This window comes from Anaerostipes sp. (assembly GCF_018381315.1).
GTDB lineage: Bacteria > Bacillota > Clostridia > Lachnospirales > Lachnospiraceae > Anaerostipes.
This window is the reverse complement of record NZ_JAGZSD010000016.1, coordinates 107,988-122,751: the sequence shown is the minus strand read 5'-3', so window position 1 is coordinate 122,751 and position 14,764 is coordinate 107,988. Positions and strand designations below refer to the sequence as shown.

The 14,764-nt window shown below is 46.0% G+C and carries 10 protein-coding genes; 9 read left to right on the top strand and 1 reads right to left on the bottom strand.

What is annotated here, in order from left to right; translation table 11 throughout:
* Both KH180_RS12410 and KH180_RS12405 read left to right on the top strand, forming a co-directional pair.
* Window positions 1–201 (top strand): hypothetical protein (locus tag KH180_RS12410; RefSeq protein ID WP_290760808.1); only part of this gene is annotated, 201 nt, incomplete at its 5' end.
* Window positions 202–235: 34 nt separating this feature from the next.
* Window positions 236–1,564, top strand: a complete 1,329-nt coding sequence (locus KH180_RS12405) for an MATE family efflux transporter (protein WP_330624549.1) — start codon at window positions 236–238, stop codon at window positions 1,562–1,564.
* A 35-nt stretch (window positions 1,565–1,599) separates the two neighbouring features.
* On the opposite strand, the gene KH180_RS12400 is transcribed toward KH180_RS12405, so the two are convergent.
* Entirely contained in the window at window positions 1,600–3,018 is a 1,419-nt protein-coding gene (locus tag KH180_RS12400; RefSeq protein ID WP_290760804.1) for a helix-turn-helix domain-containing protein, read from the bottom strand.
* A gap of 345 nt (window positions 3,019–3,363) precedes the next feature.
* Here KH180_RS12400 and KH180_RS12395 point away from each other — a divergent pair, with 345 nt between their 5' ends.
* From KH180_RS12395 to KH180_RS12365, 7 genes are all read left to right on the top strand, one after another.
* Window positions 3,364–4,179 (top strand): LytR/AlgR family response regulator transcription factor, encoded by an 816-nt coding sequence (locus KH180_RS12395; protein WP_290760803.1) that lies wholly within the window; start codon window positions 3,364–3,366, stop codon window positions 4,177–4,179.
* A gap of 254 nt (window positions 4,180–4,433) precedes the next feature.
* Entirely contained in the window at window positions 4,434–7,178 is a 2,745-nt protein-coding gene (locus KH180_RS12390) for a DUF6603 domain-containing protein (RefSeq protein ID WP_290760801.1), read from the top strand.
* A gap of 11 nt (window positions 7,179–7,189) precedes the next feature.
* Window positions 7,190–8,467 carry a hypothetical protein gene (locus tag KH180_RS12385; RefSeq protein WP_290760799.1) on the top strand — a complete coding sequence of 426 codons (1,278 nt, stop codon included), beginning with the start codon at window positions 7,190–7,192 and terminating at the stop codon, window positions 8,465–8,467.
* Window positions 8,442–9,278: a hypothetical protein gene (locus tag KH180_RS12380; protein WP_290760797.1), complete on the top strand. Its 837-nt coding sequence runs from the start codon at window positions 8,442–8,444 to the stop codon at window positions 9,276–9,278. The genes KH180_RS12385 and KH180_RS12380 overlap by 26 nt, the downstream gene beginning before the upstream one ends.
* 1 nt (window position 9,279) lies before the next feature.
* Entirely contained in the window at window positions 9,280–12,687 is a 3,408-nt protein-coding gene (locus KH180_RS12375; protein WP_290760795.1) for a hypothetical protein, read from the top strand.
* Window positions 12,627–13,973 carry a hypothetical protein gene (locus KH180_RS12370; RefSeq protein ID WP_290760793.1) on the top strand — a complete coding sequence of 449 codons (1,347 nt, stop codon included), beginning with the start codon at window positions 12,627–12,629 and terminating at the stop codon, window positions 13,971–13,973. The genes KH180_RS12375 and KH180_RS12370 overlap by 61 nt, the downstream gene beginning before the upstream one ends.
* Window positions 13,974–13,988: 15 nt before the next feature.
* Window positions 13,989–14,756: a hypothetical protein gene (locus tag KH180_RS12365; RefSeq protein WP_290760791.1), complete on the top strand. Its 768-nt coding sequence runs from the start codon at window positions 13,989–13,991 to the stop codon at window positions 14,754–14,756.
* Window positions 14,757–14,764: the final 8 nt, after the last annotated feature.

The following is a 14,764-nucleotide window of genomic DNA, read 5'->3' as shown; positions in this document are numbered from 1 at the left end:
ACCGCCTCCGAATCTTTGCTTCAAGAAGAAAAACTAACATCCCTTCGAATGCAAGGCCTCCGAACTGGTCAAAATGGACATAATGTCTGCTGGAGAAGGATAAGCATAGAACAGCAGGTGTCTTTGAGTGATAAGTTTTTCTTCACTGTCGGAAGGAGGCCTTTCCAGAGCCGACTGGAGATAGTGCAGAAAAACTCGTAAAAAGTGTGCCATGCGTGCAAAAAGAGAGGAAAAAATGAAGGATTTAACAGTAGGGAAACCGTTTGAGGTTATTGGAAAATTTGCGCTCCCTATGATTTTAAGTATGATTTTCCAGCAGGTTTACAGTGTCGTGGACAGCATTGTGGCCGGCCGGTTTATTGGAGTAAACGCACTTGGGGCGGTAGGGGCCTCACAGCCTATCACAGTCATATTTATTGCCATTGCCGTGGGAACCGGCATGGGAGTCAATGTTGTAATCTCAGGTTTTTTCGGAGCTAAAAAGTATAAAAGAGTAAAAAGCTGCATTTCTACAGCAGTCATTACGATCTTGATTATGAGTGTTATTCTGACGGTATTAGGGCTGATCGGATGCAGATGGATGATGAGTGCCATGTCCACTCCGTCCGATATATTTGAGGATTCAGCTCTGTATCTGAGGATTTATATAATGGGGATTTTATTCCTGATGCTGTACAACGGAGCAAATGCCATCTTTACAGCACTGGGAGACTCTGTCACGCCGCTGATTTTTTTGATTTTCTCATCAGTGCTGAATATTATTCTTGATGTGCTGTTTGTCACCACATTTTCAATGGGAGTAGCCGGGGTTGCCTGGGCAACTTTTATTGCCCAGGGGATTGCTTCCGTTCTTGCGGTGGTGACCGTATTTAAAAAGAATGCCAAGATACAGGCGGGAAACTATCAGAAGTTCAGTCCTTTGCTGCTCAGGAAAATGACATGGATCGCAGTTCCGAGTATTATGCAGCAGTCTTTTGTGTCAGTTGGACAGCTGTTTGTACAGGGGCGCATCAACAGTTTCGGTTCGGTGGTTGTGGCAGGCTATTCCGGAGGGTTTAAGATACAGATCTTTATCCTTTCAGTGCTTGGAACTATTGGAAACGCCGTGTCCAGTTTTACGGCCCAGAATGCCGGGGCAGGAAAGTGGCAGCGGACGAAGGAAGGAACAGCGGCAGGGCTTAAAATTATTGTAGCTATGGCGGCGGCATTTTCTGTAATCTGCCTGATTTTCAGCCGTCAGGCTATGGGGCTGTTTTTGGAAGGAAGCTCAGCTGAGGCTGTTCGAAGTATGGGAGTGGGAGTTGCTTTCCTGAGAATCAATGCCCCGTTCTTTGCATTAGTCAGCGTAAAATTTGTATGTGACGGAATGCTCCGCGGTATGAGTGAGATGAAGGGGTTTATGGCATCCACATTCGCAGATTTGATTGCAAGAGTTGCGCTCTCTTACATATTGTCTGTTCCGTTCGGTGCTACTGGTATCTGGGCGGCCTGGCCGATCGGCTGGGTCATCGGGACCAGTGTGTCTGTATGGTTTGGAAAAAGAGCCCAGAGAAAATATATTTAAGCAGCAAAAAGCCGGGAAGCAGCTTCCCGGCTTTTTTACTGTCTTTCCAGAGAAAGGATTTGTTTATGAATGAATTTAACGGTGTCCGCAGCAGAGTATACTTCATCGCTGTGGACAATGTACTTTAAGAAGTCTTTTATAGAAACAGCCAGGCTCTGCTCAGCTAAAGAGAAGGGCTTCTCTGTAAGAAAAAACACTGTATTGGACCCGGAGTCTGAAAAGATTCTGAAACTGCTGCTGAGCGTCATGCAGCCGGGCTTCAGCAGCAAAGGAGTATGATGGTTAAGCTCCTGTTTCGAGCTGAACTTTTTCAGCGCAGAGATTGTATCTTCTTTTTTCATGGGATAAAATAATTCCTCACAAAATCCAAACAGATATCCGTTGTCCAAAAAATTTGTGAGTCCTTTTTCGGTAAAAAAACTGAGAAAATTGGAGGAGTTTTGCATGATATACCTCATTTTTTCTGCATATGAAAGAATTGAGTCCACAACAGATGAGAAATCAGGAATATCCTTTCTGACCATTTCTGTTAAGGCTTCCTCGGAATAATAAGGAAGCAGAAATGGAGATGCGGAAAGTTCTGCAAAGGAGGCTTTATTAGAAACAGACTTCTTGCTGCCGGGTATCATATTGACTTTATACTCATGAAAAATCAAATCGTCCGTGCAGGAAAACATCTGCTCAAAAATTGAAGTATAAAGTTTATGCCGTTTTGGGTTGGAGGAGACATCGGCTAAAGTATAGTCAGCAGATAATGAGACCGTACAGTCAGTGGTCAGAATAAAAAACGGCATGACATTCATCCGGTTGATATGAGCAGGTATGTCATCATAATAATATTTGACACGGTAGGAATCGGAACACGACAGCAGCGGATACATAGACCGCAGACTTTCCACGTTGTAAGCCAGCTTGTCGGCCTCAGAACCTGTCTGGAGACATATAAGCTGGGTTATCTCCGTCTGAGGACACCCAAGACTTATGGAAGAAAGAACTTCCATCAGAAACTGATAATCCGGCTGAGCAACGATCTGGATACAGCCATTTTCCTTTGAACATTCGGATTCGATCACAGCCTTTACAATATGGTCCACATCTGTTTTTCCGTAATGAACAGAGCTGCCTGGAATTTTATGCTGAAAACGGCAGACAGCAGGCTCTCCGGCGGTTCCGGAAATAGAGGAAAAAAACTTTTTGACAGCCTGATACTGCAGAAAACGGTCTTCTCCGATAAAGGAGACTTTATAAGCGTTCCACAGGTCTTCTTTTTCAGAAGGGGATAACCTCAGGGCATTGATCAGAGGGATCAGTAAGTCCTTTTTTCTTGGAAGCCTCTCTCCTTTTTTGATTTTGGATATATAACTGACATCCAGATCACTGACGGAAGACAAGTAAAGCAGTGTCACTCTTGTTTTTTTTATATAGTAAGACAGTTTTTCAGAAAATAATGACATTGCTTTTCTCCTTGTGCTGTATATTTCATTCGTATGATAACTATTATATAAAGAATAAAGAATGTTTCCAATTCAATGGGAAAAAATTCATGTAAGGATTTAATAAAAAAAGTGTCAAAGTAATTGGACATTACATCTAACCTGACTTTTATTATATATAAAAATTTAGTTTTTCAAGCTGCAGTTCGGCCGGATTTACAGCCTGTCGGTACAGAAATGTAATTTTTATCCATGGATTTTAAGTGAGAAATGCTGAATGTGATATAATGGAAAAGAGAGAATACAGGCTGTTGACTTAAGTGTACGGGAGCAATGCTCCTGTGAGAGCGAAAAGGAGGACTGGATATGATCTCATTTTGTAATCAGGCAGAAGAACTGACCAGGCAGGTGCTGGAGGAGTTCTATCACCAGAATCCGGAAATGATCATTAACAAGTTACATTCAGACGTGACATGGATCGGGGCTGCAGACGGACAATATATCAACGGATACGATAACGTATCTTCGTATATCAGAAATATTGATGTGCCCAGATGCGAGATTCTTGAAAAGGAGTTTCAGACAGTTGCAAACAATGACAATCTTTATATTGTGGCAGGATGGATGAGGGTGGTTACTACTCCGGAGAGCAGGGAGCTGCTGAGCGCAGTACAGCGCATAACTTTCATATGGCAGACAGAGGACAGACAGTTTCGCCTGCTTCATTTCCATGTATCAAATCCCATTGAATTTCAGAAAGAAGACGAATATTTCCCCCATACAGCAGGGAAAGAAGCCTTTCAGTATGTAAAACAAATGCTCAGCCAAAAGAGGAAGCGCCTGATTGTCTGCGGGAAACACAATCAGACCCATGTCATATGGAATAAAGAGATTTTATATATAGAAGCAGAAAATACAGACAGTGTGATCCACTGTCTGCACGGGGACATTCTCTCCAGTGAGTCCATCTCTAAGCTGGAGAAAAAAGCAGGAGAAGGCTTCATAAAGACTCACAGAAGCTTTGTTGTGAACAGTATGTATATCACCGGCATCAAAAGATATCATCTGCTGATCCGCCAGGAAATTGAACTGCCGATACCTGAGAAAAAATACAGGGAAATCAAAGAAAAGGTATTAAGAGCGGTTGCCCAGATACAGAATAGAAATATTATGACCTTCTGACCAGTTCTGCAAAAAAATCAGTCATTCACTGTCTCTGATTGGTTATTGACAGAATATGGTTGTAATTAAATTCGGAGCCCGATATAGTAAAAGACAAGCATTGTAAAAACTGCAGGGTCTTCGTAATCGTATATGACATCCGGGGTTGAACAGGCACAAATATTGGAATATAAAATTTTGAAGATCCTTCATGATACTGAGGGATCTTTTTGTTTATTTTTGTATGAAACACTGCAGCAGGCGGGGGTGATGGCGTGGCAGAGGAAGCAAAGCTTCAGGCAGCTCTTCAGACAGGGATTCATATTGCCGGGGAACCTTTCCGGGCATCAATTATCTATGGGGAGGAAGGCATTTGTCTTGGCGCAGGATGGGAAAACGAAAAGCATCATAAGCTGAGCCTTTCGGATATACAGAACAGTCTGTCTCTCAGCCTGCCTGAATTCCTTAACTGGGAAATGGAGCTGAAACGGGCAGGGATTATGTATAAGTCCGAACTGAGACAGATACTCATGGAGATCAGCACCTCAGAAAACAGAAGGATTGTGTTTGCCGCAAAAATGAAGGAGGGCATTTACAGCCTGAGACTGTATCCTGAAATTTCATGCATGCTTCACGATCTGCCTGTGATGGGTAAATATATGGGAGAACAGGATCTGATCAAGGTCCACTACATGCAGGCATCTTATCAGAAACAGGGAGGGTTCCAGGGACAGTGCCTTATAGAAGCCAGGATTTCAGGGACAGGTTTTAAGTTCGGCGATGAGGAGGTAAAGCCGCCGTTCCAGGAAATCAATGAATCCAAGCCGCCGGCTCCGTTAAAAGAAGAAAAGAGCAGCATTCATTGGATGGAACTGAATAAAAAGCTTGGCCCTTGTTATATCAGGCGGGTAGGAGGGGCATTTCAGGACGGGGCCATACAGGTATGTGTGGATGCGGGTATCACCATCTCTATTCTGACTCTGGAGTTCATGGAACTGACCGTGGGCATGAAGCCGGGCCCGAAGTTTGAGTTTCAGTTTGGGTTAAAGGGAATGGCAGTGACGGTAAAAAAGCCTCCGCTTCTGATTTCAGGTGGACTCTATGTTGCTGAACCCGGGCGGCTTTATAACGGGGAGCTGACCATTGCCTATGAAAAATTTTCATTTCTTGCCCTCGGGTCTTATGGCCTTACAGAAAAGACAGATAAACCATCCTTTTTTGTGTACCTCATGCTTGACTACGCATTCGGAGGACCTCCGTGCTTTTATATTACAGGACTGTGCGCAGGGTTCGGTCTGAACCGCAGGATCAGGATACCGCCTCTTTCAGGGGTAAAGGATTTTCCTTTTGTAGCTGCGGCCAGAGGCACCAGTAAAAATCTAAAACCGGATACCGGGGCCGCAGAGGTACTGAATACATTAAGCAATGATGTGGAGCCTTGTGAGGGCATGAACTTTTTGACTGCAGGGGTGAAGTTTACATCTTTTGGCATCGTAGAATCCATAGTCATTGTTAATGTAGAATTCGGCACAAGGTTTGAACTTTCTCTGCTCGGAACGTCGGAGATATCTCTCCCGCCGAAATGTGCAGATCCGGTTGTTTACGGATGTCTGAACCTGAGAGCGGTTTTCTCGCCGGATGACGGTATCCTTCTTATCGAGGGAGCCATGTCAAACGATTCCTACCTGTTTTCCAGAGATGCCCGGCTGACAGGCGGATTTGCATTTTATTCCTGGTTTAAGGGAGAGTATGCGGGAGACTTTGTACTCTCAGTGGGCGGTTACCATCCGTCCTTTTCACGGGGGCATTATCCGGCAGTAGACCGGGTAGGACTGAACTGGAAGATCAGCGATCATCTGGAACTTATCGGGGAAGCATATTTTGCCCTGACCCCCAATTGTCTCATGGCAGGGGGAAAGCTGGAATTAAACTATCATATAGGCAAACTTAAGGCGTGGTGTCATGCATATGCAGATTTTCTGATCCAATGGAAGCCGTTTCACTATGATATTTCCATAGGAGTGAGTGTAGGGGCGTCCTACCGGCTTGATCTTTTATTCATTCATAAAACCTTTAAGATTGAACTGGGTGCGGACCTGCACTTGTGGGGGCCGGAATTTTCCGGAACTGCACATATTAAATGGTTCATCATTTCTTTCACGATCCGTTTTAATTCGGGGAATCAAAACGAGCCGCCCAAACTTGGCTGGAAGCAGTTTTATACAGAGTTTCTTCCGGATTTTAGCGGAGGTGTAAAAGGAGAGATATCCTCTTCTGATGTCAATGAAAAAAGCGGAGGTCCGCTGAAGCTGGCCAGGATGAACCCGCTGGGCGGATATCTGGGCAAAAAACAGATTGGGGGAATGACATATCATTACATAAGTGCAAGACAGTTTCAGATAGAAATAGAAAGTGCCATGCCGGTGGAGGCTGTAACCGTCAACGGAATAAAAAAAGAACAATCCGCTTCGGCGCTCGGAGTATATCCCATGGGGATCTCCGGTCTGCATGCAGTGCTGGCTGTGCAGATTGTCAAATGTGAGGCAGACGGAAGAAAAACACTGATTGACACAGAGCTTCGCCCGGTCTGTAAAAATGTGCCCAGAGCACTGTGGAACACAAGAAAACCGGATATGAATCAGGAAATGATCAGGGATGCCTGTATGGGACTTTCCATCTGCGGAGGGGAAAGGACGGGGCATTGTATACCACCGGATCAGGGAGGAAAACAAAGATGGTACCGGCTTTCACAGCTGCTGAAAAATGAAGAGTATGACTGTCCCTATTATTATAACTGGGAACCTGTGCAGCACCTTAAGAAAAAAGAGTACGAAGGCGGAGATATGAAAAAAACAGCAGCAGAAAATGAGAAGAGAAAAAGCTGGCTTTCCGGTATGCAGGAATATGGGGTGAGAAGAGAGAATCAGGTTGATATGGAGAACTTTGCCCGGCATTTAGACGAGATTCTCTCTGCACCTATGGAGCAGAGGAACACAGGATGCAGGGAAGATAAGAAATAAGGAGGCCGGATATGGATGTGAGCATGCGCTTTGGAGAGGAAGACCTGCCGGAAATAAAGAGCGGGTTTTACGAACTTTGGATGGAACTGGATACAGGGATTACAGAGGGCGGAAGCAGGAAAAAAAGTGCGGAGACACTGAAACTGGCGGTTTCTGCAAAACGATTTTCAATGGATCCCAATGAGGTTTATTCCGTACATCCGGCCCCGGGCAGCGAAGGAGAGTTTGGACATTGTCTTCCACATATTGTTTTTAACAGGGGGACACTGCCATGGGAATTTGGATGTGCGGACGGAAGTCCGGGGCTTGCGCTTTTCCTCTGTACCGAGAATGAGGGGGTGTCAAAAAGGACTTTAAAGATATCAGAAGCCGGAAGTCCGGGCAGTCCGGAAATCTTTGCTTCCGGCAGGCTGAATATACAGGACAGCGATTCTGAATCCGGGGATGAGACCTGCGAGGCTGTGGATATTCCTCTGGCATTATACCAAAAGCTGTGGACAGATTCTGAGGAAAGAAAAATCCTTACCCATGTGAGGCAGGTAAGGCTGGACGACAAGGTCACAGATCCTCTTGTAAAAGACGGAACCTTTTCCTGTCTGGTATCCAACCGGTATCCCAAAGAACCGGAAGATAAGAAAGAGAAATTGGCGCACAGGGCATATGTGGTTTCCCTGCGGGAGTATGAAGGAATAACGATACCACAAAATGCAGAGTTTGTACGGCTGATTTGTCTGTATACGTGGGAATTTACCGTTACAAAAGAGCCGTATGATTTCAGGGCTGCCATAAAAAAGCTTTCACCTGGAATTTTAAGAAGGCCGGCAGAGGAAAAAGGAAAAGAGAAAGAACTTCTGGATATTTTAAAGAGGGGATATTGTCCTGTCAACCATGATCTGAGGGACGGGAGCAAAACGGTGTCCTGGTACCGGGGCCCCTGGATCCCATATGGGGAACAGCAGATGAAACCAAGATACCGGATTTTTTCCGATGAGTTTTACTTTTTTGATCCTGACTGCGGAATGATGGACGTAAGTTATGCCTGTGCGTGGCAGCTGGGGCGAATGGTGTCATTTAATAATCTGTCGGTGTGCAGCAGGCTGGTTTCATGGAGGCTTCATAACTGTTCTCAGGCAGCAAGAAATGCCCAGCAGGAACAGCTTTTAGAAAAGATTCCGGCAGAGGGAAAAGATGTGAAAGAGCAGCTTAAAAATGCTTGTATCTATGCGGCAGAGCAGCTGGCGCCGGAGGAAGGAGATGAGGATCATGGGACAGTGGATCCGGGGAAATAACAACCGTGCAGATTATTTTGAAGGACTAACGTCAGAGACATTTCCGGGGCCGGTGCTTGACCTTCTGAAAGAGGCCAGCCTGTTTTATCATGTGCCGGCAGCGTACTTGTTTCCGGTGCCGGATATGCTGAAACCGGACAGCTTAAATTTCTTTCAGACGGATCATAACTGGGTGCTTGCTATGCTGGACGGGATCTGCAGTGTGGGAAGGAATGCCTCCATTGATTATTCCCATGACACAGAAATGATCACAGAGATTTACCGCCGTGCATTAGAGGAAAATGAACAGGTGCGCATGAAGCTCCAGGAAAAGGAGATTGCTAATACAAACGGGGAGATACCGGAGGTTATCAGCGGATTTTTACTGAATTCCGATCTGGTGGAAAATTTCAGGGGACTTGAATTCCGGGCTTACAGCCGGCGGGAAGGCGGGGAACCTTTGACGGCACTTCGGATTGAAACACTGGGACGCCGGCTTCTTCTGGGGATCTTTAAAGGTGAGATCAGGAGGCTGGAAATTGCGCAGCCGCCGGAAGGCCTCCACTTTGGGTTTCTCACCGAGGACGGTCTTTTGAAAAAAACAGTCAGAGACATAGACGAAGGCAGGCTCAGTGACAGGCAGGCAGAACTTACATGGAAATCGAAAGAGGACAGGGTGATCGATGTGAAGGCCTCTGCGCAGAGCCTTAAAGAGACTGCCGGGCTTGACCGGATGACATCAGCAGAATTTGCGCTGGAAATGATACAGAATGCACAGACCGGTGTTTTCCGTATTGCCAAAACAGAGCAGGAATCAGAAGGGAGGTACTGAGTTGAGGATTTCAGACAACCTTAGAGATGTGCGCCTCCTTCCAATCCATGTGGAGGCCGCTTTGTTCGGCACAGGGAGAGACGTCCCTATGGCCAATATCAATGAAAATTACAGGACTTTGATTTCAGTTCCCACAGGAGATGATCTGCAGAGCAGAACATTTACCGGCATGAGCAGCCAGGAGGAACCGGGAGTTCATCTGCACTTCATTCTTCCGGAGGAATTTACCCACGGAAGCCAGAAAGAAGAGGGCGGAGATATTCTATATCCAGATTTTCCAAACCGATGGTCTGTAACCAGGATCGCTGTGGTGGAAAGAGAAGGAAAGGAACCGGTCCTTCTGCGGAAAAACTGGATATTAGAGAGTGATCTTCTGCTGGATTATCCCGACAGTGATAAGCAGTTTTCTTCCATCGGATGGGATGATGTAAAAAAACCTTACAGGTTTCTGGGAAAAATGAGAGACTACGACGGGGTAATCACTTCTGAGAGAGAACATCTCCCACATTTATCTGCAGTCAGTACAGGAAAACCCCATTTCAGCGGATACTATCCGGAATGTAAAAATGTCCTGGGCTGTTATGACAGCCTTTTGGATCTTGAGATCAGAAAAGGGACAGCTGATTTTGCCAGGCTTACCTATATGGTATCCGGCTGGACAGAGAATGAGAACCCGGAAGATCATACGGTATGTCATGGAATTATAACCGGCATCAAATGGACAGGACCTGACGGCCGGTATGAAACCGGAATGCCGGAGGGGACAAATATGCCTAATGCAGCTGTGGGAAATTCTCTGGAGGAAGCTGCGGCAGCACTCTGCAGTTACTATTTGAAGCAGCCGGAAATGGAAAAGGTGCTGGAACATTTGTTTTTCGGTACCCTTTCTGAGTGGGAGAAGCTTGACGGCGCACTGGAAGCAGAAAAAAAGATCAAGCAGCACCAGTTTTCCCCGGAGCAGTCTGTTGAGAAGCTGAAGATTCAGGGAAAGGATGCAGAATACCTGAAAAAGAGGCAGGAGCTTTTGGAAGAGATCTCCGAATGCAGACAATGCCGGCAGGAATATGAAGAACAGATCAAAGAAAAACGCAGGGAAATCTTTTTGCTCTGGCGGAAGTATGCAATGAGCCGTGAATTCCTGGAGGATGCGAAAAATGGAATTGCGGCCAGGCTGGGTGAGATCAGCTGTCTGGAAGCTGACAGAAAGAAGGAATATGAACGGGAACAGTACAGGACAAATAAGCTTAGCGCTCTTTTAGAGGAAGAAGAGTCACTGCTTGAGACAGCCGGGGAAAGATACTGGAAGCCAAGGGACTTGACGTTTCTTCTGGAAGGGGCAGATCAGAGCAGCATTTATAAACGCCTGGAAAGTTATAAGACTGACGGAAAGATTCCTGAGCGGACCAGAGACCAGATCATCCGTCAGGTGTCTGTCAGGATTCCGGGAGTGACGCAGGGGGAGGAAGTAAAGGTTTCAGGCCGGGAATTTTTGGCCGGAACACAGCACATAAAAGAAGAGGTTTTGGAGGAACTTGTGGAGGAAGGTGTGCTGACTGCAGAGGGGTGTATTTTTTATACGGCCCGTTCCCTGCTCAGGCGTTACGGGAAACCGCAGGATGCAAGGCTTATGTCCCATGCAGTTGTTCAGATAGAAGACTGCCTTTCTGTGCATGAAAACCTAAACGGAGGCAGTCTGCCAAGCTCTATAGGAAATTATGTGTGGGAACCTTCCTGGAACCCTTTGATTTTGGAGTGGAGCATGAAATATTATCCGGACCCGAATATAAGAAAGGACAGGGTAAATCTGAAAAGCTGGAGTCTTAAGGAGACGGATTATGAGTATGAGGGACCGGGAATAGACGAAGAATATTTCGAGGCTTTTACCGGAAGATGTATTTTGTCGCCTTACGGGTCTGATCATCTGTCCGGAATGTTCGGCAGTTATCTGTCAGATGATTCCTACAAAGATATGAGCCAAAAGATTGCGGCAATGAAAGTTTTATCCCAGACCCTGGACGGCTTTCATGACAAGCTGGTTACAAGAAAAGAAAGCATGACAGTGGCTCCGTGGATGAACAAGAAACTGGATCCGGAGATCACGGCCATAGCGTCCCGGGCAGCAGAAGGGCTGGATCTCTATGAAGACACGAACCAGTCTAAAATCAAGGAAAATCAGAAAAAGCCTCTGGAATCATTTTACCCTATCAGGGCCGGAGCGGGACGGATTGACCGCATCCGGGTGATCGACAGCTTCGGCAGAGTAAAAAAGTATGATATGGGGGACGTGATTCTGCCTGAAAATCTTCGCATGGGGAAGGAAAATCCGGCTCCGAGATTTTTGCTGAGGCCAAGGATTCTCGCGCCATTGCGTATCCAGAGCAGGTGGGTTATGGAGGAAATGAAGGAAGGGGAAGAAGTATCACCGGTTTATGGCTGGATCTGGGTAAATCTTTTGGACTCCTGTCTCCATATTTACCACCCGGACGGGTCCATGGCAGGCAGTATTCAAAACGTGGCAAAGATGGACGGAAGCGGCATATATGAAGTATCTCTGAGAAATCCGCCGGGGCAGACAAAGAAGGAGGAAGATATTCTTGCCGGAATGGGCCATAGGCTGAAAGGTTTTGCAGAGGGGCTTTTAAAGGCATGCCGGGAGGAACCGGCAACGCTGTATGAATTTCTGAAATCTTTGGATGAGAGTATGTGGACAAGCCGGTCCGGCGGGAGCACCGCACAGGATGAGGTACTGGCTTATCTGGGCAGGCCGCTGGCGCTGGCAGGAATCAGTGTGAAGCTGGATGTGAAAGGATCGCCGCCAATGCCGATGTTTTACAGTGAAAGTGACAGGAAGGAACCGCTGCTTAACCAGCTTAAGGTTCCTCTGCGCATTGGAGATGAGGTACGCCAGACAGACGGAACAGCAGGTTTTTATCTGCACGGAGACGGAGAAGGGTTTGGCGTATTCCACAGGTGCGGGAGAAAACAAAAAGGAGACCGGACAGTACCATATATGGATGAAAAAACAACGTTGAGTGTGAAGGCAGCTAAGACAGAATCCCCCGTAAATCTTACCGTTTTGTTTCATCCTTCAGGAAAAATCAGTATGACGGCAGGGCTGCTTCCGGTCAGGGAGATGAAGCTTTCAGAAGCATGGACGGAGAGAGCGCTCAAGAATATTTATCTTACGCTTTATTACGGGCCGTTGATTACGCCCAAAAGCCAGCTTCAGGTGTTCCTTCCGAAGGCCATGGAAAAAGAATGGAGTTTTTTATCCTTTGAAAGACCGGGGGAAGGAACAGAAGAAACAGATATCAAACCGCCGTGGATGGATACAGACCAGGAAGAGGAATGGAAGCAGATCAGGGAAGGCTGGCTCTTGTTAAGAGCCGGAGCAGAAGAAAAGGGGTGAAAGTAATGGAAGGGATATTTACGTTTAAGACTGAGGGAGAAAATAAGCTGATTATTTCTGACAGTCAGGGATCTCCGGTCAAAAATCAGTTAAAGATCAAGGTGACCTATGATCTGGATGAGGAACCGGAAATCAGCCGGATTAAATTTTCATTTCCGGCAGGAAAGAAAAGTACTGATTTTGCGGAATATGGGAACCTGAAACAGATTGAATTTAAAGTAGACGGCTGGTCCGTTTTGGAATTATCCAAAGAAGAATTCAGAAACCTTCGATATCAAAAAAAAGAAAACCCAAACATCGGCTGGTATGTCTGCCGATATAAGGAAGGAGAGGCGCTGGTCTATGCATTGGCTCCCGGAGCAGCCTGGGAAATGAAGGATCATCTAATTATGAATCTTTCTATGGAAAATGTAGTTACCACTGCTGCGGAAGGAACCTGTACCATTTCGTGCAGTGTGGAGGATATGGAAGAAGAGAATCAGGAATACGGGCTGGAGATTGTAAAAGAACAGAGCCATTCTGTACGGATCCTGGATTTTTATCCGGAGTCAGGCTCCGCCCTGAAAGGAGAAAAAGTAACCTTAAAGTGGCGTGCAGAAAATGCAGAGAAGATACTGCTTTGTTATGGGGGAAAAGAACAGGAACTGGAATCGTCCCAGAGCAGTATGGAAGTCACGGTCTCCAGGTCTACAGAATATATCCTGAAGGCCTTTAACGGTGATAAAGAGGACAGCAGAGAAACAATGATTCAGGTGGTCCCGCTTTTTCTCAGGCAGTTTTTAGTAGATTATGAGCAGAAGAAACTGCACTGGGACGTCTGCTGCGGAAAAAATATCAAAATAAACGGGGTATTAACCCAGTTTTCCAGCGGTGAAAAGGATCTCTTTGAATATTCAAAAGGAGAGCCGATTGTAATGAATGCAGAGGGAAAAAATACTTCTGTTAAAAGTTATGTGTACTACGGAACGGAAGAGGAATGTACGGATGTAGTCCATTTTCAGAAGACGATTACGTTTTATAAAGGTTTTCAGCTTCTGGACGTATCCTGGCAGCTTTTTGAACTTGAGAGGGAGGATGTTGCCAAAGCTATCCGTATTGTTTATCAGGACAGGGAACGGAATGAACTTTATGATATCAAAGGAGGTGAAAGCCTGGAAACCAGGGGATGCTGGCAGCAGATACTGACAGGTACGGAACCGTCGGGAGCAGGAGAAAATATCCTGATGACCATGTATGTGGAGCTGTTTGGGGACGGCGCGTCTAAGGATTACGAAATAACCATTTAAGGAAAGGGGGGTGCCATGGAAATTCACTCATTTAAGATTAATGGAACAGAGGAAGGAAAGACATATGAAGCGGCAGCGGGGGAACTTCTGAAGCTTCAGTGGAACTGCGCTGACTGTGATTTCTGTGTGATTTATCCATACAACTGGAACATGGATAAAGACGGAGAATTAGAGGTCTGTATTTATGAGACCATGACTTTTATTTTACGGGCAGGAAAGGGCACATGCAATGAGACTGTACAGAAAAAAATTCAGGTAAATGTAAGCGGAGGGGAAGCTGTAAAGGCAGTGGACGTATCCCCTTTGGGACCCACGGCGGCCGAGACTGAGACTAAGTTTGTATTTGATCTTGCCAAAACCGGATTTGGATATCTGGATCACGGGATCGGAAGAGTGGAGGGCGCGTCCTATTCGCAGATCCTAAATCATCAATACAGTACATACAGATATGACGTCCTGTCCGGCAGACAGGAGATTCAATTTGACGAAAAGACAGTAAAGGCCGGAAGAAAAGATGCCTTGGAACTTACGAGGCTTAAGTATGTGCTGATGCAGAATGGGGGCCGGCAGCAGTATGAGCTTTCATGGAGGGTTGAGAACAATGACGGAAAGGACGTGATCATTGAAGCCTCAGATCAGGGAAACACATTTGATAAAAGCGCTTCAGGACATGCATCTTTTTCCAGAACGGGAGAAAAAATCGTGACTCTGTCCATCCGGTGTGATGCAGGAGAAAAGGGGGAAATTGATTTTAAAGAGGTTTATCCGTTTGAAATAAAGTGAGGGGTTTG

Bases quoted from the DNA above. Each gene is read 5' to 3' on its own strand.
- KH180_RS12405 (WP_330624549.1), top strand. From the start codon at position 236: ATGAAGGATTTAACAGTAGGGAAACCGTTTGAGGTTATTGGAAAATTT.
- KH180_RS12400 (WP_290760804.1), bottom strand. From the start codon at position 3,018: ATGTCATTATTTTCTGAAAAACTGTCTTACTATATAAAAAAAACAAGA.
- KH180_RS12395 (WP_290760803.1), top strand. From the start codon at position 3,364: ATGATCTCATTTTGTAATCAGGCAGAAGAACTGACCAGGCAGGTGCTG.
- KH180_RS12385 (WP_290760799.1), top strand. From the start codon at position 7,190: ATGGATGTGAGCATGCGCTTTGGAGAGGAAGACCTGCCGGAAATAAAG.
- KH180_RS12380 (WP_290760797.1), top strand. From the start codon at position 8,442: ATGGGACAGTGGATCCGGGGAAATAACAACCGTGCAGATTATTTTGAA.
- KH180_RS12370 (WP_290760793.1), top strand. From the start codon at position 12,627: ATGGAAGCAGATCAGGGAAGGCTGGCTCTTGTTAAGAGCCGGAGCAGA.
- KH180_RS12365 (WP_290760791.1), top strand. From the start codon at position 13,989: ATGGAAATTCACTCATTTAAGATTAATGGAACAGAGGAAGGAAAGACA.